The organism is Streptococcus mitis (assembly GCF_008763935.1).
Classification (GTDB): Bacteria; Bacillota; Bacilli; order Lactobacillales; family Streptococcaceae; genus Streptococcus; species Streptococcus mitis_DB.
The window spans coordinates 100,320-121,899 of the sequence record NZ_VTQF01000004.1 but is presented as its reverse complement, the minus strand read 5'-3'; the positions used below and the strand labels follow the sequence as shown (position 1 = coordinate 121,899).

At 41.2% G+C, this 21,580-nt stretch carries 22 protein-coding genes; 21 read left to right on the top strand and 1 reads right to left on the bottom strand.

Features of this window, described 5'->3' with window-relative positions; genetic code table 11:
- The first annotated feature begins 100 nt into the window (after positions 1-100).
- Both rpmH and F9B91_RS07820 read left to right on the top strand, forming a co-directional pair.
- Complete coding sequence (gene rpmH / locus F9B91_RS07825) at positions 101-235, top strand: 50S ribosomal protein L34 (RefSeq protein WP_000831905.1); 135 nt, start codon at positions 101-103, stop codon at positions 233-235.
- Between the two features lie 136 nt (positions 236-371).
- A complete protein-coding gene (locus tag F9B91_RS07820) occupies positions 372-2,336 on the top strand; it encodes a peptide ABC transporter substrate-binding protein (protein ID WP_150922898.1) in 1,965 nt (654 codons plus the stop codon).
- Positions 2,337-2,427: 91 nt separating this feature from the next.
- Here the strand turns inward: F9B91_RS07820 and F9B91_RS07815 are convergent, their stop codons facing one another.
- Positions 2,428-4,272, bottom strand: a complete 1,845-nt coding sequence (locus F9B91_RS07815) for an APC family permease (protein WP_150922897.1) — start codon at positions 4,270-4,272, stop codon at positions 2,428-2,430.
- Between the two features lie 157 nt (positions 4,273-4,429).
- On the opposite strand from F9B91_RS07815, the gene F9B91_RS07810 reads away from it, so the two are divergent.
- From F9B91_RS07810 to F9B91_RS07715, 19 genes are all read left to right on the top strand, one after another.
- Positions 4,430-5,203 (top strand): TatD family hydrolase, encoded by a 774-nt coding sequence (locus F9B91_RS07810; protein ID WP_150922896.1) that lies wholly within the window; start codon positions 4,430-4,432, stop codon positions 5,201-5,203.
- Entirely contained in the window at positions 5,203-5,763 is a 561-nt protein-coding gene (rnmV, locus tag F9B91_RS07805) for a ribonuclease M5 (RefSeq protein WP_150922895.1), read from the top strand. The genes F9B91_RS07810 and rnmV overlap by 1 nt, the downstream gene beginning before the upstream one ends.
- 71 nt (positions 5,764-5,834) lie before the next feature.
- Positions 5,835-6,746 (top strand): helix-turn-helix domain-containing protein, encoded by a 912-nt coding sequence (locus tag F9B91_RS07800; RefSeq protein WP_000904842.1) that lies wholly within the window; start codon positions 5,835-5,837, stop codon positions 6,744-6,746.
- Between the two features lie 452 nt (positions 6,747-7,198).
- A complete protein-coding gene (locus F9B91_RS07795; protein ID WP_000815396.1) occupies positions 7,199-7,495 on the top strand; it encodes a lactococcin 972 family bacteriocin in 297 nt (98 codons plus the stop codon).
- A gap of 76 nt (positions 7,496-7,571) precedes the next feature.
- Positions 7,572-9,602: a bacteriocin-associated integral membrane family protein gene (locus F9B91_RS07790; protein ID WP_000825283.1), complete on the top strand. Its 2,031-nt coding sequence runs from the start codon at positions 7,572-7,574 to the stop codon at positions 9,600-9,602.
- A 1-nt stretch (position 9,603) separates the two neighbouring features.
- A complete protein-coding gene (locus F9B91_RS07785) occupies positions 9,604-10,245 on the top strand; it encodes an ABC transporter ATP-binding protein (protein WP_150922894.1) in 642 nt (213 codons plus the stop codon).
- Positions 10,238-10,546, top strand: a complete 309-nt coding sequence (locus F9B91_RS07780) for a hypothetical protein (protein WP_000333261.1) — start codon at positions 10,238-10,240, stop codon at positions 10,544-10,546. The genes F9B91_RS07785 and F9B91_RS07780 overlap by 8 nt, the downstream gene beginning before the upstream one ends.
- A 130-nt stretch (positions 10,547-10,676) precedes the next feature.
- The gene (gene rsmA / locus F9B91_RS07775) at positions 10,677-11,549 is read left to right on the top strand and encodes a 16S rRNA (adenine(1518)-N(6)/adenine(1519)-N(6))-dimethyltransferase RsmA (protein WP_001216839.1); all 873 of its coding nucleotides are present in this window, start codon (positions 10,677-10,679) and stop codon (positions 11,547-11,549) included.
- 1 nt (position 11,550) lies between these two features.
- Positions 11,551-12,429, top strand: coding sequence for a ribosome small subunit-dependent GTPase A (gene rsgA / locus F9B91_RS07770; RefSeq protein WP_150922893.1), 879 nt, complete (start codon positions 11,551-11,553; stop codon positions 12,427-12,429).
- 10 nt (positions 12,430-12,439) lie between these two features.
- Positions 12,440-13,096, top strand: a complete 657-nt coding sequence (gene rpe / locus F9B91_RS07765; protein WP_000084990.1) for a ribulose-phosphate 3-epimerase — start codon at positions 12,440-12,442, stop codon at positions 13,094-13,096.
- Positions 13,059-13,721 carry a thiamine diphosphokinase gene (locus F9B91_RS07760; protein WP_150922892.1) on the top strand — a complete coding sequence of 221 codons (663 nt, stop codon included), beginning with the start codon at positions 13,059-13,061 and terminating at the stop codon, positions 13,719-13,721. The genes rpe and F9B91_RS07760 overlap by 38 nt, the downstream gene beginning before the upstream one ends.
- A gap of 1 nt (position 13,722) precedes the next feature.
- Complete coding sequence (gene rmuC / locus F9B91_RS07755; RefSeq protein WP_191962428.1) at positions 13,723-14,979, top strand: DNA recombination protein RmuC; 1,257 nt, start codon at positions 13,723-13,725, stop codon at positions 14,977-14,979.
- Positions 14,969-15,910, top strand: coding sequence for a 3'-5' exoribonuclease YhaM family protein (locus F9B91_RS07750; RefSeq protein ID WP_150922890.1), 942 nt, complete (start codon positions 14,969-14,971; stop codon positions 15,908-15,910). Before rmuC ends, F9B91_RS07750 begins: the two co-directional genes overlap by 11 nt.
- Positions 15,911-16,015: 105 nt before the next feature.
- The gene (gene purR / locus F9B91_RS07745; RefSeq protein WP_004238844.1) at positions 16,016-16,843 is read left to right on the top strand and encodes a pur operon repressor; all 828 of its coding nucleotides are present in this window, start codon (positions 16,016-16,018) and stop codon (positions 16,841-16,843) included.
- A gap of 66 nt (positions 16,844-16,909) precedes the next feature.
- Positions 16,910-18,160 (top strand): diaminopimelate decarboxylase, encoded by a 1,251-nt coding sequence (locus F9B91_RS07740; RefSeq protein ID WP_150922889.1) that lies wholly within the window; start codon positions 16,910-16,912, stop codon positions 18,158-18,160.
- A gap of 125 nt (positions 18,161-18,285) precedes the next feature.
- A complete protein-coding gene (gene pflA / locus F9B91_RS07735; RefSeq protein ID WP_033683045.1) occupies positions 18,286-19,080 on the top strand; it encodes a pyruvate formate-lyase-activating protein in 795 nt (264 codons plus the stop codon).
- 273 nt (positions 19,081-19,353) lie between these two features.
- The gene (locus F9B91_RS07725) at positions 19,354-20,064 is read left to right on the top strand and encodes an ABC transporter ATP-binding protein (RefSeq protein WP_060627165.1); all 711 of its coding nucleotides are present in this window, start codon (positions 19,354-19,356) and stop codon (positions 20,062-20,064) included.
- A 1-nt stretch (position 20,065) separates the two neighbouring features.
- A complete protein-coding gene (locus tag F9B91_RS07720; protein WP_150922888.1) occupies positions 20,066-20,851 on the top strand; it encodes an ABC transporter permease in 786 nt (261 codons plus the stop codon).
- Between the two features lies 1 nt (position 20,852).
- Entirely contained in the window at positions 20,853-21,572 is a 720-nt protein-coding gene (locus F9B91_RS07715) for an ABC transporter permease (RefSeq protein ID WP_150922887.1), read from the top strand.
- Positions 21,573-21,580: the final 8 nt, after the last annotated feature.

The window sequence follows — 21,580 nt, the reverse complement described above, 5'->3', positions numbered from 1 at the left end:
ACAAAAGTAAAAGAATCAGATAGAATAGTAAAGTATGTTTAGTAACTGATCACTTTATAGCCGGCTAAACGAATACAAAATCTATGAGGAGGTATTCATCGTGAAACGTACTTATCAACCAAGTAAACTTCGTCGTGCGCGCAAACACGGATTCCGTAACCGTATGTCAACTAAAAACGGTCGTCGCGTATTGGCAGCTCGTCGTCGTAAAGGACGCAAAGTTTTGGCTGCATAATCCAAACGAATTATATCAAAAATCAGTAGGAACTCGAGTCTACTGATTTTTATTTTTGTAAAAAAGTTCAAAATACTTTATATTTTTGCTCAAATGGTGTATAATATTTCACATACTGTAAAAATGGAGAATAATCATGAAGAAATCAAAAGTTATGCTTTTTGGAGCTATGGCTTTGACAGCAGGTCTAGCTCTAGCGGCATGTGGCTCTTCCCAATCAACTAATGCAGACAAGACTTACTCTTATATCTTTGTCAGCAACCCAGATACCTTGGATTATATTACCTCTACACGAGACTCTACATCTAGTATCACAACCAACTTGATTGATGGGTTGTTAGAAAATGACCAGTTTGGCAATCTCATCCCCTCTATGGCTGAATCATGGACAGTGTCAAAAGATGGTTTGACTTACACTTATAAAATCCGTCAGGGAGCTAAATGGTACACTTCTGAAGGAGAAGAGTATGCGGATGTAACGGCTCATGACTTTGTGACTGGTCTCAAGTATGCGGCTGATAAAAAGGCTGAAAACTTGTACTTGGTACAAGACTCTATCAAAGGGCTAGCAGACTATGTTGAAGGACAATCATCCGATTTTGGAACTGTTGGTGTTAAGGCTGTGGATGATTACACTCTACAATACACCCTCAACCAACCTGAGACTTATTGGAACTCTAAAACAACAGCAAGTATCCTTAATCCTGTAAATGAAGCTTTCTTGAAGTCTAAGGGAGATGACTTTGGAAGCGTAACACCATCAAGTATCTTGTCAAATGGTCCTTACTTGTTTAAATCTTTCTCATCAAAATCTTTGATTGAGTTTGATAAAAACCCTAATTACTGGGATAAGGACAATGTTAAAATTGAGAAAGTGAAACTTTCTTTCTTTGACGGTTCTGACCAAGACAGCATTGCTAGAGGTTTCTTGGATGGTAACTATACAGACGGCCGTATCTTCCCAACAAGTTCAGTCTTTGCTGAACTCAAGAAGGGAAATGAGGACAAGATTACCTATACACCACAAAACTCAGTTACTTTCTACTATCTTTTCAACATTAATCGTCAAAGCTACAAGCAGACTATGAAACAGTCTGATAAGGAAAAGACAGATTCACGCGCAGCTATGCAAAATAAGGATTTCCGTCAGGCTATCAACTTTGCCTTTGACCGTCATGCTTATGCAGCACAGACAAATGGTGAAGAAGGAGCAGACCGTATCTTGCGTAATACGGTTACACCAAGTGACTTTGTCCAAGTTGGTGATAAGAACTTCGGTGATATTGTCAATGAAAAAATTGTCAACTACGGTAAAGATTGGGCAAATATTAACCTAAATGATGGTAAGCAAGCCTTCTTGAACCCAGACAAGGCCAAAGAGAAGTTTGCTAAGGCCAAAGAAAGTCTGCAAGCTCAAGGAGTAACCTTCCCAATTCATTTGGATATGCCAGTTGACCAGACTGCTAAGTTGGATGTGCAACAGGCTGGATCTTTCAAACAAACAGTGGAAGAAACCCTTGGTAAGGAGAATGTGGTCATTGATGTTATCCAACTTTCTCCAGATGAAAAAGACCAAGCAACCTACTTTGCAGATACAGCAGAACAAAAAGACTACGATATTGACATCTCAGGATGGGGTGGAGACTACTCAGATCCTAAGACTTACCTAGCCATCCTTGATCCAGAGACAGGTTCTCAGTTGAAAAACATGGGCTTGTCTGAAGGAAAAGATAAGGAAGTCAAGGATAAGATTGGTCTTTCTGACTATAAGAAACTCTTGGATCAGGCAGACGCTGAAATCACAGATACTCAAGCTCGCTACCAAAAATATGCTGAAGCCCAAGCTTGGTTGACAGATAGTGCCTTGTTCCTACCAGTTCAAAGTGGTGGAGCCAACCCAATCTTCCGTAAGACTGTACCGTTTACAGGCCCATTCTCATTCGTTGGGAATAAAGGAAATGCTGACAACTATAAATATGTTGAACTGCAAAAAGAGCCAGTAACCGCTAAACAGTACCAAGAACTCTATGAAAAATGGCTGAAAGAAAAAGCTGAGTCAAATAAAAAAGCTCAGGAAGATTTAGCTAACCACATTCAATAATATTCCTAGTCATACTTTTCAGTTACGCATAGTAACTGGATTCAGAAAAAGGCCTTGCCAGACGCTTCTTGCTTCTGGTAGGGCCTTTTCTTTATTCTTTTAAGTGATAAGAGTAGCTAGCGACAACGACGTCTTGGTGCCAACGAAGGGCGTATTTGAGTTTAAGACTCATCTGATTGTGCAGGATATTTTGCCAAGGTTTATTAGGGATAAACTGGGGGACGAGGACAGTGACTGTATAGTTCTTTTTCTGAGCTTCCTCGGAAATTCGTTTGACATACTTGACAGTAGGGGTAATGATATCGCGGTAGCTGGTCTTGATATTTTTCAGAGTAATGGTTGGGAAGTAATCGGCAAATTCTTGGAGAATTTCTTGGTCTTTTTCTGCGGTTTCCTTTGTAGAAATGTGCATGGCTAAGACTTCGTCACCGATACTTTGGGCATAGTTAATGGCTCCGACGCTGACTCTGGTAACATTTCCTACTAGGACGAGGACAAGATTGCCATCGTAGGTACGTTTTTCGATTCCTTCATAGAGTCGCAGTTGTTGGGCTACTTTTTGGTAATGACTGTGAATTGCTAAGAAGAGTAGGGTGAGTACGAGAATAATCGGGAAGAAGGGCCAGATATCACTGAGACGGAAAAAGAGCAAGATTAGTACAATCGCGTAGCAAATGATTGCCCCAAGGATATTAGCAAGAGCAGGTTTTAAGAAATTTGCTCCTTTTTCTTTTTTCCAATGGCGAATCATCCCAGTCTGAGATAGGGCGAAGGGAACGAAGACCCCGATAGTATAAAGAGGAATCAAGCGTTCTGTATTGCCATTAAAAATGAGAAGAAGAATCATAGCCCCAAAAGCCAGAGTTAAAATTCCATTGGAGTAGCCTAGGCGGTCTCCTTTTTCCATAAAGAGATGGGGCATGTATTTGTTTTTAGCCATATTGTAAGCCAGCATAGGGAAAGCCGAAAAGCCAGTATTTGCAGCTACGGCCAAAATCAAGGCTGTGGAGAATTGGAAGAGATAATACCCAAGGTGGCCTAAGAAGGAAGTGCCAAGGATGCCTTGAGCCATCTGTGAAAGGATGGTTTCTCCGTGTTGAGGCATAATCCCCATCCAGTAGTTTAGGAAGGTGATACCAGCAAAAAGAAAACCTAAAATCAGTGACATAATGGTCAAGGTTTGAGCGGCATTCTTTTCTTTTGGACCCTTGAAAAAGGGAACGGCATTTGAAATAGCTTCAACCCCTGTCAAAGAGGCAGATCCGCTGGTAAAAGCTCTTAGAATGAGAACGATAGACAGGCTCGGAACAGCATGCCCAATAGGTGAAGTAGCCTGATAGCTGAGAGAACCTGTCACTAGTTGAAAGATTCCATAGAGCAAGAGAAAGACAGTACTGATGATAAAGAGATAGACAGGAATCATCAGTGAGCTGGCAGATTCTTTTAAGCCCCGTAAGTTCAAGAGCATGAGCAAGCAAACCAGAAAAATGGAGATGTGGAGGTTGTAAGGGTGGAGAGCAGGGAGAGCTGCTGTGATAGCGTCAGCTCCAGAAGCAACAGACACCGCTACGGTCAACATATAGTCAACCAGAAGACTACCTCCAGCAATCAAGCCAAGTTGGGGAGATAGATTTTCTCGAGTAACCATATATGCCCCTCCACCTTGAGGGTAGGCATGGATGATTTGACGGTAGGAAACGGTCAGGCTAGCTAGGAGCAGGAGGACAAAGAGACCGATAGGAAGGCTCCACCATATAGCTAGAGGAGAGAGACTAGCCAAGACCAGGACTACTTGCTCAGGTCCATAGGCAATGGAGGACAGAGCGTCGCTTGACAACATGGCCAGTGCCTGCATTTTTCCCAGTAGTCCCCCTTCGCCTTCAGTTAAGGACTTAAGAGGACGACCGATAAAGGTCTGTTTTAATTTTGTAAACATAGTTGTTTCCTTTGTTGAAAAATTCAATAAGTGTTATTATACTGCTTTGGAAAAAGAGCGTCAAGAGATGATAATGGGTTTTAGAATATTTTTTTCAGATGAGGAGAGAGGCCAGTTTTTTTGCTATAATAGTAGATAGAAAACGAGGTTAGAAGAGATGATTTTTGATACACATACACACTTGAATGTAGAAGAATTTGCAGGTCGTGAGGCAGAAGAAATTACCTTGGCTGCTGAGATGGGTGTGACACAGATGAATATTGTTGGTTTTGATCAACCGACGATTGAGCGTGCCTTGGAGTTGGTGGATGAGTACGACCAACTCTACGCAACTATTGGTTGGCATCCGACAGAAGCGGGGACTTACACGGAGGAGATTGAAGCCTACTTGCTTGATAAGCTCAAGCATCCAAAGGTAGTTGCCTTGGGTGAGATTGGTTTGGATTACCATTGGATGACAGCGCCAAAAGAGGTGCAGGAGCAGGTTTTTCGCCGTCAGATTCAGTTATCTAAGGACTTGGATTTGCCTTTTGTAGTTCATACCCGTGATGCGTTGGAAGATACCTATGAGATTATCAAGAGCGAGGGCGTTGGTCCTCGAGGTGGTATCATGCATTCATTTTCAGGGACGCTTGAGTGGGCAGAGAAGTTTGTCGAGCTTGGTATGACCATTTCCTTCTCAGGAGTGGTGACTTTCAAGAAGGCAACTGACATCCAAGAAGCAGCTAAAGAGTTACCTTTGGACAAGATTTTGGTGGAAACGGATGCTCCCTACTTGGCTCCTGTTCCTAAACGTGGTCGTGAAAATAAAACAGCCTACACTCGCTATGTAGTGGACTTTATCGCTGACTTGCGTGGCATGACGGCAGAAGAGCTAGCGGCGGTAACAACTGCAAATGCGGAGCGAATTTTTGGATTGGATAGCAAATAATGAAAGAAAAAATTTCTCAAGTTATCGTGGTCGAAGGGCGCGATGATACGGCCAATCTCAAACGTTACTTCGATGTAGAGACCTATGAGACCCGAGGTTCTGCCATCAATGATCAGGATATAGAGCGGATTCAGCGCTTGCACCAACGTCATGGAGTCATTGTCTTTACAGACCCAGATTTTAATGGGGAGCGGATTCGGCGCATGATCATGACGGCCATTCCAACGGTTCAGCATGCCTTCCTCAAACGAGATGAAGCTGTTCCCAAGTCCAAAACCAAGGGACGTTCTCTGGGAATTGAGCATGCTAGCCATGAAGACCTGAAAACAGCTCTAGCTCAGGTGACAGAACAATTTGAACATGAGAGTCAGTTTGACATCAGTCGTAGCGACTTGATTCGCCTTGGTTTTCTAGCGGGAGCAGATAGCCGTAAGCGACGAGAATATCTAGGAGATGCTCTCCGAATCGGCTATTCCAACGGCAAGCAACTCCTCAAGCGCTTAGAGTTGTTTGGGGTCACCTTGGCAGAAGTGGAAGAAGCCATGAAATCTTATGAGTAGGAAAGATGTAGCCGTTACAATTTTTTAAGTTTCACAGTATTTTTCGAAGCAGGTAGAAGAGGAGGCGTCTGATGTTAATTGGTCAAAAAATTAAAGAGATTCGGATAGAAAAAGGAATTAGTCGTCCAGATTTTTGTGGAGATGAGCAAGAACTGACAGTTCGTCAACTGTCGCGAATTGAAAGTGGAGCTTCGCAACCAAGTTTGCCCAAGTTAGACTATATTGCTCGCCGGCTAGGAGTTCCAGCTTATAGCCTTATGCCGGATTTTTCAGCTCTTCCTCCTGCTTATTTAGAATTGAAATACCAAATTTTACGTGAACCAATCTATGGTAAAGAAGAGGAGTATGATAAGAAGGAAGCGTGTTTGGAAGAGATAGAGGATTTATTTTATGAGCAACTTCCTAATGAGGAAAAAATATGGTTTGAAGCTACTAGAGCAACGATAGATGTTATTCGAAGCGGACGACCAGAATATGGGGAAACCGTACTGGACGATTATTTTAAAACAATTTATGATAAGGAATTGTTTTTGATAAATGAATTAGAAGTTATCAACTTATATTTTGCTATAGTGCTTACAAAGATAAAACAAGGTCAAAATCAGATTGAAGAAATTAACAGAATTCATTCGTTTTTAGTTCGTTTGACAAATCATGTAGAATTAATTGCACCAGAATATCTGTTTGCTTTAAGTAACACTTTGTTTTCGGGTCTAGCCTGTTTGGATAATTTGTCGTCTTATGATTCACTCGGAGCTTATATCTTTAGCCTTAATCATATAATGGAAAAAACACAAGATTTTCAGAAGAAACCAATTATATTAATGTTGGAGTGGAAATTATCTCTAATAATAAACAATGATTATGTTTCTGCCGAACAGTTCTATCAGAAATCGAAGCTATTTGCTGATATAATAGAAAATTCTTATTTAGTTACTATGTTGGAGAAACAATGGCAAGAAGATTTAAAAAAATATTTATAAACATAGTGAATCAGTGACAAAAATGTCCTTGTTCTAGTATTGAAATAGTTCTAAAGTTCGTCTTTAGGACTGTTTTTTATATATAAGTATAAGCTAAAAATGACACGAAATGGTTCTATTTTAAGGACATTGATGTCCTTTGAGTTTATTTAAGAATAATTTATAATTAATAAAAATGTGAAAGGAGATTACAGTATGAACTTTTTTAGTTTATTTTATTTAGTTACTTGGTGGTTTAAATAAAATTTAGTTATGTCTACTTAGTCTCAAAAAATTTATTCATAACATATAATAAATACAACTTGATAGACTAAATTAGAAAAATAAGGAGAGGATACCATGAGGTGTTGCTTTGAAAAGGTCTATGATCCATGACTTAGTTTTACTTGAATAGAAAATGGACAATATATAATAAATATTTATGATAAAATAAAAAATAGAGGAGTATCAATATGAAACAAACAGTTAAAAAATTAGCCCTTGTAGCGAGCATTGCAGCAACATTAGGTGGAAGTGTAGCAGTAGTATCGGCCGCGGTTAAGTATCCAGATGGTGGTGTCTGGACGTATGGTTCAGGTGACGGAGGTGCTTACTCAAACTACTATCACTCTTCAGAATATCATAGCTCAACAGTTGTTAGTAGAAAAACTGGTTCATCTGATAAGGGATATGCTGGTGCTGGAGGGACTTCTCGTGCATGGATTCGTACTTCTTGGGGAGAGAAAGTTGCATTCTACTATAATGTTTAGAATGGTATAGCCCTATTGTTTAGCTTTACTTGGTCACCTTCTCACTAAGTGACCAAGTAACTTTTTGGAGGAAATGATGAAACGTTTATTTATTTTGATTTCAATGGTATTGGTATCGCTTTATATGGTGATAACTTCCGTTGACCATCGAGAAGAGATTTTATTTGGTAACTATCCTTCTGTTGATGTGACAGGAATGGTGATAAATCAACCAGTAGCTAGTCGCGAAGAGGTGACAGAGGCTTTGAGTCACTTGGCGGTAGAGCATAATAGTCTCATCGCCCGTCGGATTGTTGAGCCAAATGAAGCTGGAGAAACACGCTTTATCTATGCCACTTATGGTGAGGGAGAGCTTCCAGAAGGTCTGACCATTTCCTCCAAGGAGAGTTCAGAAACGAGTGATTTATTAGGGTCTTACTTGATTGTGTCAGGAAGTTTGGATGGAGTGAGTTTACAGACCACCTTGAAAGAACTTGGTTATCAAGGCTTTGTTTCGAATGGAGAAGATCCATTTTCGATAGTCTTATTATTGGCGGCCACCCCTATGGGGCTACTGAGTCTAGCTATTTTTCTGCTGACCTTTATGAGTCTGACCCTGATTTATCGGATCAAGTCCCTTCGTCAAGCAGGGATTCGCTTAATAGCTGGTGAGAGCTTGTTTGGGGTGGCTCTCAGACCAGTGTTAGAAGATGTGAGACAGCTTATCTGCTCAGTGCTGGTATCCAGTCTTTTGGGATTGGGGATTCTCTGGTATCAAGGTGCCTTGTTTATGGCAACGGTACAACTGGTCATCATTGGTCTTTTGCTTTATGGATTGGCCTTGGTAGGGATTTCTACCTTATTAAGTATCGTGTATCTACTTGGTTTACAAGAAAATAGTCTGGTGGATCTATTGAAAGGGAAACTCCCTCTCAAACGTATGATGACATTGATGATGGTGGGGCAACTCTTGGCCGTGCTGGTGGTCGGCTCGAGTGCGACTGCTCTCCTACCCCACTACCGTGAAATGCAGGAAATGGAGAGAGCTAGCGATAAATGGAGCCAGTCCTCAGACCGTTACCGTCTATCCTTTGGTTGGTCTAGTGCATTTGCCGATGAAGAAGGAATGCGTAAGGATAATCGTGAGTGGCAGACATTTACTGAAGAACGGTTAGCCAATACAGACTCTTTTTATATTATGAGCAATGTTGACAATTTCTCAGATGGAGCAGAAGTGGACCTAGATGGCAATCGTCTCAATGACTACACACCGTCAGGGAATGTCATCTATGTCTCACCGCGCTATCTGATAGAAGAAAAGATTACCGTTTCTTCAGAGTTTATGGATAAGATGCAAAACTTGTCTGAGGGAGAGTTTGGGCTGATCTTGCCTGAGAGCTTGCGAGAGCAGTCTGCCTACTATCAAGGATTATTTACAGATTACCTGCAAAACTTTTCATCTGAAAGTGTAGAAGTGACGAGTCAGAAACACTACCTCCCACAGGTAACGCTAGCTTTTACAGAAACAGGACAGGAACGCTTCCTCTATAACGATGGGTACAAGACGACACGCCAGTACCTAAAAGATCCGATTATTGTAGTTTTAACGCCGCAAGCGACTGGAACAAGACCTGTTGCAGGGATGTTATGGGGAACTACGGCTAATAGTGCCTTGAAATTAGATCAATATCAAGACAGCATCACAGCTCTAAAAGAGCAAGGTCTGTATCACAAGGTCTCTTATTTGGTAAAAAGCCAGCTATTTTTTGCCAAGGTACTAAATGACAAACGGATGGAGTTCTACTCTCTCCTTATTGGGACTATTTTGACTCTATCTACGGCTATCTTGTTATTTGATTCCATGAATCTTCTCTATTTTGAGCAGTTTAGACGGGAGATCATGATTAAACGTCTTTCTGGTATGACAATCTATGAGCTTCATGGCAAGTACTTACTGGCGCAAGGAGGAGTTCTCTTACTTGGGCTAATCCTATCTAGTGTTTTGACAGGAGATAGCTTGATTAGCGCTCTAGTTGTAGCTTTGTTTACGCTTAACGCTCTGTTGATTTTAGTTAGACAGGATAAAAAAGAAGAAGCTGGTAGCATGGCAGTATTGAAAGGAAAATAAGATGATTGATATTCAAGGATTGGAAAAGAAGTTTAATGACCGCGCGATTTTCTCTGGTTTAAACCTCAAGCTGGAGAAGGGCAAGGTTTATGCCTTAATCGGTAAGAGTGGAAGCGGAAAGACGACTCTGCTGAATATCTTAGGTAAACTAGAAAAGATAGATGGAGGAAGGGTTCTCTATCAGGGGAAAGATTTAAAAACCATTCCCACTCGTGAGTATTTTCGAGACCAGATGGGCTATCTCTTTCAAAATTTTGGCCTCTTAGAAAACCAATCAATCAAAGAGAATTTGGATTTGGGCTTTGTTGGTCAGAAAATCTCAAAAGTAGAACGTTTGGAAAGGCAAGTGGAGGCTTTAGAAAAAGTTAATCTAGGGTATTTGGATCTAGAACAAAAAATTTATACCTTATCTGGGGGAGAGGCTCAACGAGTTGCCCTTGCGAAGACTATTTTGAAAAATCCACCCTTGATTTTGGCAGATGAACCAACAGCAGCTCTTGATCCTGAAAATTCAGAGGAGGTTATGAATCTCTTGGTGGGCTTGAAAGATGAAAATCGAATTGTCATCATTGCGACCCATAATCCCCTAGTCTGGAATAAGGCCGATGAAATCATTGATATGAGGGAGCTTGCTCATGTGTGAAAAAATCCGTATTCGCAGGGTATCTGATTATCCTAGTGCCAGAGGTGGTTTAGAAGATATTCTCATCATGGAAAATATGACCAATCATCTCCTTTTGGTTCAAATCCGAGTGAATGGCTATTTGCTTGATTTTGCTAGTATTGAAGGGCAAAGGCAAAAGCATTATCGTTTGAAAAATTTACCTCAAACGGTTGAACTGACAGTGGACGACGTGGAGGAGGATGTAGATTTGACCCTACCTGAAAATCGAAGTTATAAAGAAGCTGATTTTTTCGAACGGATGTTTCGAGAGAACCGCTAAGTCCACCTTTAAAGATTTCCAAGACTATCTTTCTTCATGAGGAAAGATAGTTTTTTGGTATGATTTTCACCCCCAAAATACAAGGGGAATGTGTTACAATAGAAGTAACAGATAATAGAAAAGAGAATAGATGAGAATTGCAGATTATAGCGTGACCAAGGCAGTGCTGGAGCGTCACGGTTTTACCTTTAAAAAGTCTTTCGGGCAAAACTTCTTGACGGATACCAATATCCTACAAAAAATCGTGGATACGGCTGAGATTGATGACCAAGTTAATGTCATTGAAATTGGCCCAGGTATTGGTGCCTTGACGGAGTTTCTGGCTGAGCGTGCAGCAGAGGTCATGGCTTTTGAAATTGACCATCGTTTGGTGCCAATCCTAGCAGATACCCTACGTGATTTTGACAATGTTACCGTAGTCAACGAGGACATTCTCAAGGTCGATTTGGCCCAACATATCCAGAATTTCAAAAATCCTGACCTGCCAATCAAGGTAGTGGCCAACTTGCCTTACTACATCACGACGCCTATTCTCATGCACTTGATTGAGAGTGGCATTCCTTTTAGTGAGTTTGTAGTCATGATGCAAAAAGAAGTGGCGGATCGTATCTCAGCCCAACCTAACACCAAGGCATATGGCAGTTTGTCAATCGCTGTGCAGTATTACATGACTGCCAAGGTTGCCTTTATCGTGCCTCGTACGGTATTTGTGCCAGCGCCAAATGTGGACTCTGCTATTTTGAAAATGGTGCGTCGTCCAGAGCCAGCTGTAGCAGTAGAAGATGAGAACTTCTTCTTTAAGGTTTCCAAGGCTAGTTTCACTCATCGACGCAAGACCTTGTGGAATAACTTGACAGGTTACTTTGGCAAGACTGAAGAGGTCAAGGACAAGCTGACCAAGGCTTTGGACCAAGCAGGCTTGTCACCAAGTGTACGTGGGGAAGCTCTCAGCTTGGAAGAATTTGCCAGTCTAGCAGACGCGCTTAAAGGGCAAGGACTCTAAGATGCAGGGACAAATTATTAAGGCCTTGGCAGGCTTCTACTATGTAGAGAGTGATGGCCAGGTCTATCAAACACGCGCGCGTGGGAATTTCCGTAAAAAAGGCCATACTCCTTACGTTGGAGACTGGGTAGATTTTTCTGCCGAGGAAAATTCAGAAGGCTATATCCTCAAGATTCATGAACGGAAAAACAGTCTGGTCCGTCCGCCTATTGTCAATATTGACCAAGCTGTGGTGATCATGTCTGTCAAGGAACCTGATTTTAACAGCAATTTGCTGGATCGTTTCTTGGTTCTTTTGGAGCACAAGGACATCCATCCCATCGTTTATATTTCTAAAATGGATTTGTTGGAAGATAGAGGCGAACTGGATTTTTACCAACAAACCTATGGTGACATCGGCTATGACTTTGTGACCAGTAAAGAGGAACTCCTGCCCTTGTTAACAGGCAAGGTTACAGTCTTTATGGGGCAGACAGGTGTTGGAAAATCAACCCTTCTCAATAAAATCGCACCAGACCTCAATCTTGAAACAGGAGAAATCTCAGACAGTCTGGGTCGCGGGCGCCATACCACTCGAGCTGTTAGTTTTTACAACCTTAATGGGGGTAAAATCGCAGATACACCAGGTTTTTCATCGCTGGATTATGAAGTAACAACGGCTGAAGACCTCAATCAGGCCTTCCCAGAGATTGCTAGTGTCAGTCTAGACTGTAAATTCCGTACTTGTACACATACCCATGAGCCGTCCTGTGCTGTCAAGCCAGCAGTTGAAGAAGGTGTTATTGCCACCTTCCGTTTTGACAACTACCTGCAATTCCTCAGTGAGATTGAAAATCGTAGAGAAACCTACAAAAAAGTCAGCAAAAAAATTCCAAAATAAGGAGAAACCTATGTCTCAATACAAGATTGCTCCGTCAATTCTGGCAGCAGATTATGCCAACTTTGAACGTGAAATCAAACGTCTAGAAGCAACTGGTGCAGAATATGCCCATATCGATATCATGGATGGGCACTTTGTGCCACAAATCAGTTTTGGTGCAGGTGTGGTCGAAGCTCTTCGCCCTCATAGCAAGATGGTCTTTGACTGCCACTTGATGGTAGCTAATCCAGAGCATCATTTAGAAGACTTTGCGCGTGCAGGTGCCGATATCATCAGCATCCATGTGGAAGCAACGCCTCATATTCATGGTGCCCTCCAAAAAATTCGTTCACTCGGTGTCAAGCCATCAGTTGTCATCAATCCTGGTACGCCTGTTGAAGCTATCAAGCACGTGCTTCACCTAGTTGACCAAGTTTTAGTTATGACAGTTAACCCTGGATTTGGGGGACAAGCCTTTCTGCCTGAAACCATGGATAAGGTTCGTGAGTTGGTTGCCCTTCGTGAGGAAAAAGGCTTGAACTTTGAAATCGAAGTCGATGGCGGGATTGATGATCAGACCATTGCTCAGGCTAAAGAAGCTGGTGCGACCGTTTTTGTAGCAGGTTCCTATGTCTTTAAGGGAGATGTCAATGAGCGAGTACAAACTCTCAGAAAACAACTGGACTAGGGTTGCCGTTTTTGCAGGCGGAGACCGCGGTCACTACCGGACGGATTTTGATTGCTTTGTCGGTGTGGATCGGGGCTCGCTCTGGGTCTTGGAGGAAAAACTTCCTCTTACTCTAGCAGTTGGAGATTTTGATTCTGTAACTGCAGAAGAGCGTCAGTTGATTCAAAAATGCGCCCAGCAGTTTTTCCAAGCTCATCCGGAAAAAGATGACACGGATTTGGAATTGGCTCTCTTGACCATTTTTGAACAAAATCCTCAGGCCCAGGTCACTATTTTCGGTGCTTTGGGTGGTCGTATTGATCACATGCTGGCCAATGTCTTTCTGCCTAGCAATCCCAAGTTGGCCCCCTATATGCACCAGATAGCGATTGAGGATGGACAAAACTTGATTACTTATTGTCCAGAAGGGATCAGTCAACTTGAACCACGTTCAGACTATGACTACCTAGCCTTTATGCCAGTTCGGGATAGCCAGTTGACCATTCTTGGTGCCAAGTATGAGTTGACAGAGGAAAATTTTTTCTTTAAAAAAGTGTACGCTTCTAACGAATATATAGGTAGAGAAGTTTCGGTGACTTGCCCAGATGGCTATGTGGTTGTCTTGCATAGCAAGGACAGGAGGTAGGATGGAAAGTTTACTTGTTCTATTATTAATTGCCAACCTAGCTGGACTTTTTCTCATTTGGCAAAGGCAGGATAAGCAGGAAAAACACTTAAGCAAGAGCTTGGAGGATCAGGCAGATCATCTGTCAGACCAGTTGGATTATCGTTTTGAACAAGCCAGACAAGCCAGCCAGCTAGACCAAAAAGATTTGGAAGTGGCTGTCAGCGACCGTTTGCAAGAAGTGCGAATCGAATTGCACCAAGGGCTGACTCAGGTCCGTCAAGAAATGACAGATAATCTCTTGCAAACTAGAGACAAGACTGACCAACGTCTTCAAGCCTTACAGGAATCAAATGAGCAACGCTTGGAACAAATGCGCCAGACGGTCGAGGAAAAGTTGGAAAAGACCTTACAGACACGCTTGCAGGCTTCCTTTGAGACAGTTTCTAAGCAACTGGAGTCGGTAAATCGTGGTCTGGGAGAAATGCAGACAGTTGCCCGTGATGTTGGTACTCTCAACAAGGTTCTCTCTGGAACCAAGACGCGAGGGATTTTGGGAGAATTGCAACTGGGGCAAATCATCGAAGACATCATGACCCCTGCCCAGTATGAACGAGAATATGCAACGGTTGAAAACTCCAGTGAACGAGTGGAGTACGCTATCAAGTTACCTGGGCAAGGCGACCAGGAATATGTTTACCTACCGATTGACTCCAAGTTTCCACTGGCAGATTATTACCGCTTGGAAGAAGCATATGAAGCAGGTGACAAGGACGAAATTGAACGCTGTCGTAAGTCACTCCTAGCCAGCGTTAAGCGCTTTGCTAAGGATATCAGGAACAAGTATATAGCCCCACCTCGGACGACTAATTTTGGAGTCTTGTTTGTTCCGACAGAAGGTCTCTACTCAGAAATCGTCCGCAATCCGGTCTTCTTTGATGATTTGAGACGGGAAGAGCAGATTATTGTCGCAGGGCCAAGTACCTTGTCGGCTCTGCTTAACTCTCTATCAGTTGGCTTCAAAACTCTCAATATCCAAAAGAGTGCTGACCATATTAGCAAGACTCTTGCCAGTGTCAAGACCGAGTTTGCCAAGTTTGGTGGCATTCTGGTCAAGGCACAAAAACATCTCCAACATGCCTCTGGCAATATTGATGAATTATTAAACCGTCGTACCACAGCTATTGAGCGGACGCTCCGTCACATTGAGTTATCAGAAGGTGAGCCTGCGCTTGATCTACTCCATTTCCAAGAAGATGAGGAAGAATATGAAGATTAGTCACATGAAAAAAGATGAGCTGTTTGAAGGCTTTTACCTAATCAAATCAGCTGATTTGAGACAGACACGAGCTGGGAAAAACTACCTAGCCTTTACCTTCCAAGATGATAGTGGCGAGATTGAGGGGAAACTCTGGGATGCCCAACCTCATAACGTTGAGGCCTTTACCGCAGGTAAGGTTGTTCACATGAAAGGGCGCCGAGAAGTTTATAACAACACCCCTCAGGTCAATCAAATTACTCTCCGCCTGCCTCAACCTGGTGAACCAAATGATCCAGCTGATTTCAAGGTCAAGTCGCCAGTTGATGTCAAGGAAATCCGTGACTACATGTCGCAGATGATTTTCAAAATAGAAAATCCTGTTTGGCAACGAATTGTCCGAAATCTCTACACCAAGTACGATAAGGAATTTTACTCTTATCCAGCTGCTAAGACCAACCACCATGCCTTTGAAACGGGATTGGCCTATCATACGGCGACCATGGTGCGTTTAGCAGATGCCATTAGTGAGGTCTATCCTCAGCTCAATAAGAGCCTGCTCTATGCAGGAATTATGCTACATGACTTGGCTAAAGTTATCGAGTTGACGGGACCAAACCAGACAGAGTATACAGTGCGAGGCAATCTCCTTGGACATATCGCTCTGATCGATAGTGAAATTACTAAGACGGTTATGGAACTCGGCATCGATGATACAAAGGAAGAAGTCGTTTTGCTCCGCCACGTCATCCTCAGCCACCACGGTTTATTAGAGTATGGAAGTCCGGTTCGTCCACGTATCATGGAGGCAGAGATTATCCATATGATTGATAATCTGGATGCTAGTATGATGATGATGTCAACAGCTCTGGCTTTGGTGGATAAAGGAGAGATGACCAATAAAATCTTCGCTATGGACAATCGTTCTTTCTATAAACCAGATTTAGATTAATAATTTAAGAAAAACGAGCATTTTTTAGGGCAAGAATGTTCGTTTTTTTATGTGAATATGGTATAATAGATAAAATATCAAAATTAAATGAAGTGGGAAATAGAAATGAAATTAAGAAGAAGTGATCGGATGGTTGTCATTTCCAACTATTTGATTAATAATCCTTATAAACTAACTAGTCTCAATACTTTTGCTGAAAAGTATGAATCTGCTAAATCATCTATCTCAGAAGATATCGTCATTATCAAACGTGCCTTTGAGGAAATCGAAATCGGCCACATCCAGACAGTTACTGGGGCTGGTGGAGGTGTCATCTTCACACCATCAATCTCAAGCCATGATGCCAAGGAAATGGTTGAGGACTTGCGTGCCAAGTTGTCAGAAAGTGACCGTATCTTGCCAGGTGGTTATATCTATCTGTCTGATTTGCTTAGCACACCAGCCATCTTGAAAAATATTGGTCGCATTATTGCCAAGAGCTTTATGGACCAAAAAATTGATGCGGTTATGACAGTAGCGACCAAGGGTGTGCCACTTGCAAATGCAGTTGCCAATGTCCTAAATGTTCCTTTTGTCATTGTGCGCCGTGACTTGAAAATTACCGAAGGTTCAACTGTCAGCGTCAACTATGTATCCGGTTCAAGTGGTGACCGCATTGAGAAAATGTTCCTTTCAAAACGCAGTCTCAAGGCAGGAAGTCGAGTCTTAATCGTAGATGACTTCTTGAAAGGTGGCGGAACGGTCAATGGGATGATCAGTCTTTTGCGTGAGTTTGATTCTGAACTAGCTGGTGTCGCAGTCTTTGCGGACAATGCCCAAGAAGAACGTGAAAAGCAGTTTGACTACAAGTCACTCTTGAAGGTAACCAATATTGATGTCAAGAACCAAGCCATCGATGTTGAGGTTGGCAATATCTTTGACGAAGATAAATAAGAGATAGAACCAAAGGTTGGAACGATTGTCCCAGCCTTTCTTTGCAAATAGAATAGAAGGAAGCTTATGAAAACACCATTTATCAATAGAGAAGAGTTAGAAGCGATTGTTGCTGAGTTCCCAACTCCCTTTCACTTGTATGATGAGAAGGGGATTCGTGAGAAGGCAAGAGCTGTCAACCAAGCCTTTTCGTGGAACAAGGGTTTTAAGGAATATTTTGCAGTTAAGGCTACTCCGACTCCAGCAATTTTGAAAATCCTTCAAGAGGAAGGTTGTGGCGTGGACTGTTCTAGTTATGTAGAGCTTTTGATGAGCCATAAACTGGACTTTCCAGGTTCTGAGATTATGTTCTCTTCAAACAATACGCCAGACAAGGAATATGCCTATGCGCGTGAATTAGGTGCGACCATTAACTTGGATGCTTTTGAAGATATTGAACATTTAGAGCGAGCGGCAGGCATTCCAGAAATTATCTCTTGTCGTTACAATCCTGGCGGTGTTTTTGAACTGGGAACAGATATCATGGACAATCCTGGAGAAGCCAAGTTTGGCATGACTAAGGACCAGCTCTTTGAAGCCTTTGCCATCTTGAAGGAAAAAGGAGCCAAGACTTTTGGGATTCACTCCTTCCTAGCGTCCAATACCGTGACCCATCTCTATTATCCAGAGTTGGCTCGTCAGCTTTTTGAATTGGCTGTTGAAATCAAGGAAAAGTTGGGCATTTCGCTAGACTTTATCAATCTTTCTGGCGGCATTGGTGTCAATTATCGTCCAGACCAAGAGCCGAACGATATCGCCTTGATTGGTGAGGAAGTTCGTAAGGTGTATGAAGAGGTTCTTACACCAGTAGGTCTTGGTCAGGTCAAGATTTTTACCGAATTGGGTCGTTTTATGCTAGCCCCTCACGGTGCTTTGGTCACAAGAGTCACTCATAAGAAAAAAACCTACCGTACTTATCTGGGTGTGGATGCATCAGCAGTCAACCTCATGCGTCCAGCTATGTATGGAGCCTACCACCATATTACTAACGTGACTCATCCAGATGGACCAGCTGAAGTGGTAGATGTGGTTGGTTCACTCTGTGAAAATAATGATAAATTTGCAGTGAATCGCGAACTGCCTCATACAGAAATCGGTGATTTGCTGGTAATTCATGATACAGGTGCACACGGTTTTTCAATGGGCTACCAGTACAACGCCAAACTTCGTTCTGCGGAAATCCTCTATACTGAAGAAGGTAAAGCTCGCCAAATCCGCCGTGCAGAGCGCCCTGAGGACTATTTTGCAACCTTGTATGGCTTTGATTTTGAAGAATAATCTGAGAATAGATTGAAAATGAAATTGAAAAACAGATTGCTTTCTAAAAAATAGGCAAAAATCTTGTTTTTCCTTCAAGTCGTGATATAATAAAACTATAAAACGTTTTCAAGGAAGGTAACGATATGTCTGAAGAAACAATTGATTATGGACAAGTGACAGGAATGGTGCATTCGACAGAAAGCTTTGGTTCGGTAGATGGGCCTGGTATTCGCTTTATTGTCTTTTTGCAGGGCTGTCACATGCGTTGCCAGTATTGCCACAATCCAGACACTTGGGCTATGGAGTCCAATAAATCACGTGAACGCACAGTAGATGATGTCTTGGCAGAGGCCTTGCGCTACCGCGGTTTCTGGGGAAATAAGGGCGGTATTACAGTCAGTGGGGGAGAAGCGCTCTTGCAGATTGATTTCCTGATTGCCCTCTTCACCAAGGCTAAGGAACAAGGAATCCACTGTACTTTGGATACTTGTGCCCTTCCTTTCCGTAATAAACCACGCTACCTTGAAAAGTTTGACAAACTCATGGCAGTCACTGACTTGGTTCTCTTGGATATCAAGGAAATCAACGAAGAACAGCACAAGATTGTCACTAGTCAAACCAATAAAAACATCTTGGCCTGTGCCCAGTATCTATCAGATATTGGAAAACCTGTCTGGATTCGCCACGTGCTAGTTCCGGGATTAACAGATAGAGATGATGACTTGATTGAACTTGGTAAGTTCGTCAAGACCCTCAAAAATGTTGATAAGTTTGAAATCCTGCCTTATCACACCATGGGTGAGTTCAAGTGGCGTGAACTGGGAATTCCATATTCCCTCGAAGGGGTCAAACCACCAACAGCAGATCGCGTGAAAAATGCTAAAAAACTCATGGATACCGAAAGTTATCAAGACTATATGAAACGTGTACATGGATAAAAAAGAAGCCTGATAGAAACATCGGGCTTTTAAGTTTACACAAATCTAGATAATTAAATGAAACAAAATTTTATACTCTTCGAAAATCAAATTCAAACTACGTCAGCGTCGCCTTACCGTACTCAAGTACAGCTTGCGGCTAGCTTCCTAGTTTGCTCTTTGATTTTCATTGAGTATTAAATCTTTTGACTCTTGAAATTCTGAAAAAAATCCGAAAAAGAATGTGTAAGATATAGTTACTTTTAGAAATATTAAATAGAATAGGAGAACATCATGGAACAAAGTATTGCTATTAAAAATTTATGTAAGTCATATGGACAAACTCAAATTTTAAAAGATATTTCTTTTGAAGCAAAAGCAGGTAGAGTGACTGCTTTCCTGGGTCCAAATGGAGCTGGTAAAAGTTCAACATTACGTATTTTATTAGGATTAGACAAAGCAACATCTGGTCTTACCAAAATTGGAGATCAAACTTATAAGGAATTAAAATTTCCTCTAAAGACTGTAGGAGCTTCATTTGACAGTGTAGGAGCTCCTGATGATCGGACTGTTTATCAACATTTGAAAATTGTTGCTGCTAGTAATGGGATATCCAGTCAGCGAATTGATCAAGTCTTGGATATGGTGGATATTAGCCATAAGAAAAAATCTAAAATTGGGAAATTATCATTAGGAGAAGGACAACGCTTGGGAATTGCAACAGCTCTATTAGGAAATCCTCAATATCTGATATTGGATGAACCGACTAATGGGTTGGATCCAAGAGGAATTCGGTGGTTTAGAGAGTTTATAAAAAAACAAGCTCAAGAAGGAAAGACAGTCTTGCTATCATCTCATATATTATCGGAAGTGGAAGCAGTAACAGATGATGTAGTTATCATAAATAAAGGAAAAGTTCTTATAAAAGGCACTTTACAAGAAGTGATGAAAAATCTTTCTTCACTAGAAGAAGTCTTCTTTAGTTTAACAGAGGGAGGAAAGTGACATGGCACTTATATACTCTCTTCATTCTGAAATATTGAAATTGCTTTATAGGAGAGCTACTCATGTTGTATTATTCTTGATACTGGTATTTCAAACGTTTTTAGCAAATATTGGTGCTTCTCAAATTGCTTCAGTTGGTATCCATGCTACACCAGAGACAAATCCAGAATTAGCAGAAGCTATACCTCCTATTGAATTTTTAGGTTTTGATGTCACTTTATTTGGTGTTTTTATTATGATTATCCTAGGCTCAATTTACGGAGCCGAGGAGTATAAATGCTCTGCTATTCGTACAAGTCTCCTCTCTATTACAAATCGAAGTACTTTCCTAGTTTCAAAAACATTAGTTTGGCTTGTATTTTCTTTTTTCATTTCCTTTCTATCAATATTCCTTACGATTAACATGACACATTATGTTTTAGGACAAGATGGCTTATTGCTTTTTTCACTAAATGGAACAGTTTGGTTCTATATATTTTTAGCCAGTATAGCTTGGACTTTGTTGGGACTGCTAGCCTATATTATGGCTTTGACATTTAAAACAGCCATTGTTCCTCTATTATTTTTGCTTCCTCAAGTCTACAATTTAGGAACATTTTTAGCAAACTATATATCGGTTGCAAAATTTCTTCCAGTTGCATTGGGGCAAGGATTGATTGCTACATCTCCTCAAATTTTAGAACATAATAGTTTACAACATATTTTACTTTTACTTTGTTGGAACTTCTCATTCTTAGCTTTAGCAATTTACCGCTTACTTAAGTCAGATATTGGAGGAGGTGAATAAGTTGAAAGAGCAACTTAAAAGTGAGTATCTCAAGTTTATGATGAATCCTTGGCACTGGTTGATTATAGGTGCTCTATTACTGTGTGTTCCAGCGTTAGTTATTTTTTTAAATAATAAGCCAGACCAGTTGACCCTACAGTTTGTTTTGGAACAGCTACTGCAAAGTCTCTATTTAGGACAGGCAGGCTTCATTAGTCTAGCAGTCCTATTTATAGGTCAAGAATTTACAGGTTCTAGCCTTCGTACAAGTTTTCTTACATGTCCAAATCGTTTAAAATTTATAATATGTAAACTATCTATTGTATTATGTATGGAAATTGTATTATTGGTTGCTGTAATATCATTATGTATACTAATCGCCCATGGATACTACAATATTAATCTTTTTAGCAATATTAAACATGTTCTAACAATTCTATTTCCAGCTTGTATTTCTATTCTAACCTTCGCTCTTTTAAGTGGTATTTTTGTATTTATTTCCCAGTCTTTTATCTTAATTTTGGGAATCAGTTTATCCCTTTTATTGGGGTTGGGGCAAATGTTATTACAATTCAGTTCTTTTTTTAGAAATTTACCATTACTAGCTAGTATGAATTGTTTTTATATCTATCCATTGTCTCTTTATTATCCAGTGTGGCAAGGCTTAGGGATACAAATAGTTTGGTTATTAATTGTTTTTGTATTTGCTACACTGATACTAATAGGAAGAAATGTAGGCTAAAGACAGGG

Coding starts and splice junctions, on each gene's coding strand:
- F9B91_RS07820 (WP_150922898.1), top strand. CDS start 372: ATGAAGAAATCAAAAGTTATGCTTTTTGGAGCTATGGCTTTGACAGCA.
- F9B91_RS07815 (WP_150922897.1), bottom strand. CDS start 4,272: ATGTTTACAAAATTAAAACAGACCTTTATCGGTCGTCCTCTTAAGTCC.
- F9B91_RS07810 (WP_150922896.1), top strand. CDS start 4,430: ATGATTTTTGATACACATACACACTTGAATGTAGAAGAATTTGCAGGT.
- rnmV (WP_150922895.1), top strand. CDS start 5,203: ATGAAAGAAAAAATTTCTCAAGTTATCGTGGTCGAAGGGCGCGATGAT.
- F9B91_RS07800 (WP_000904842.1), top strand. CDS start 5,835: ATGTTAATTGGTCAAAAAATTAAAGAGATTCGGATAGAAAAAGGAATT.
- F9B91_RS07795 (WP_000815396.1), top strand. CDS start 7,199: ATGAAACAAACAGTTAAAAAATTAGCCCTTGTAGCGAGCATTGCAGCA.
- F9B91_RS07790 (WP_000825283.1), top strand. CDS start 7,572: ATGAAACGTTTATTTATTTTGATTTCAATGGTATTGGTATCGCTTTAT.
- F9B91_RS07785 (WP_150922894.1), top strand. CDS start 9,604: ATGATTGATATTCAAGGATTGGAAAAGAAGTTTAATGACCGCGCGATT.
- F9B91_RS07780 (WP_000333261.1), top strand. CDS start 10,238: ATGTGTGAAAAAATCCGTATTCGCAGGGTATCTGATTATCCTAGTGCC.
- rsmA (WP_001216839.1), top strand. CDS start 10,677: ATGAGAATTGCAGATTATAGCGTGACCAAGGCAGTGCTGGAGCGTCAC.
- rsgA (WP_150922893.1), top strand. CDS start 11,551: ATGCAGGGACAAATTATTAAGGCCTTGGCAGGCTTCTACTATGTAGAG.
- rpe (WP_000084990.1), top strand. CDS start 12,440: ATGTCTCAATACAAGATTGCTCCGTCAATTCTGGCAGCAGATTATGCC.
- F9B91_RS07760 (WP_150922892.1), top strand. CDS start 13,059: ATGAGCGAGTACAAACTCTCAGAAAACAACTGGACTAGGGTTGCCGTT.
- rmuC (WP_191962428.1), top strand. CDS start 13,723: ATGGAAAGTTTACTTGTTCTATTATTAATTGCCAACCTAGCTGGACTT.
- F9B91_RS07750 (WP_150922890.1), top strand. CDS start 14,969: ATGAAGATTAGTCACATGAAAAAAGATGAGCTGTTTGAAGGCTTTTAC.
- purR (WP_004238844.1), top strand. CDS start 16,016: ATGAAATTAAGAAGAAGTGATCGGATGGTTGTCATTTCCAACTATTTG.
- F9B91_RS07740 (WP_150922889.1), top strand. CDS start 16,910: ATGAAAACACCATTTATCAATAGAGAAGAGTTAGAAGCGATTGTTGCT.
- pflA (WP_033683045.1), top strand. CDS start 18,286: ATGTCTGAAGAAACAATTGATTATGGACAAGTGACAGGAATGGTGCAT.
- F9B91_RS07725 (WP_060627165.1), top strand. CDS start 19,354: ATGGAACAAAGTATTGCTATTAAAAATTTATGTAAGTCATATGGACAA.
- F9B91_RS07720 (WP_150922888.1), top strand. CDS start 20,066: ATGGCACTTATATACTCTCTTCATTCTGAAATATTGAAATTGCTTTAT.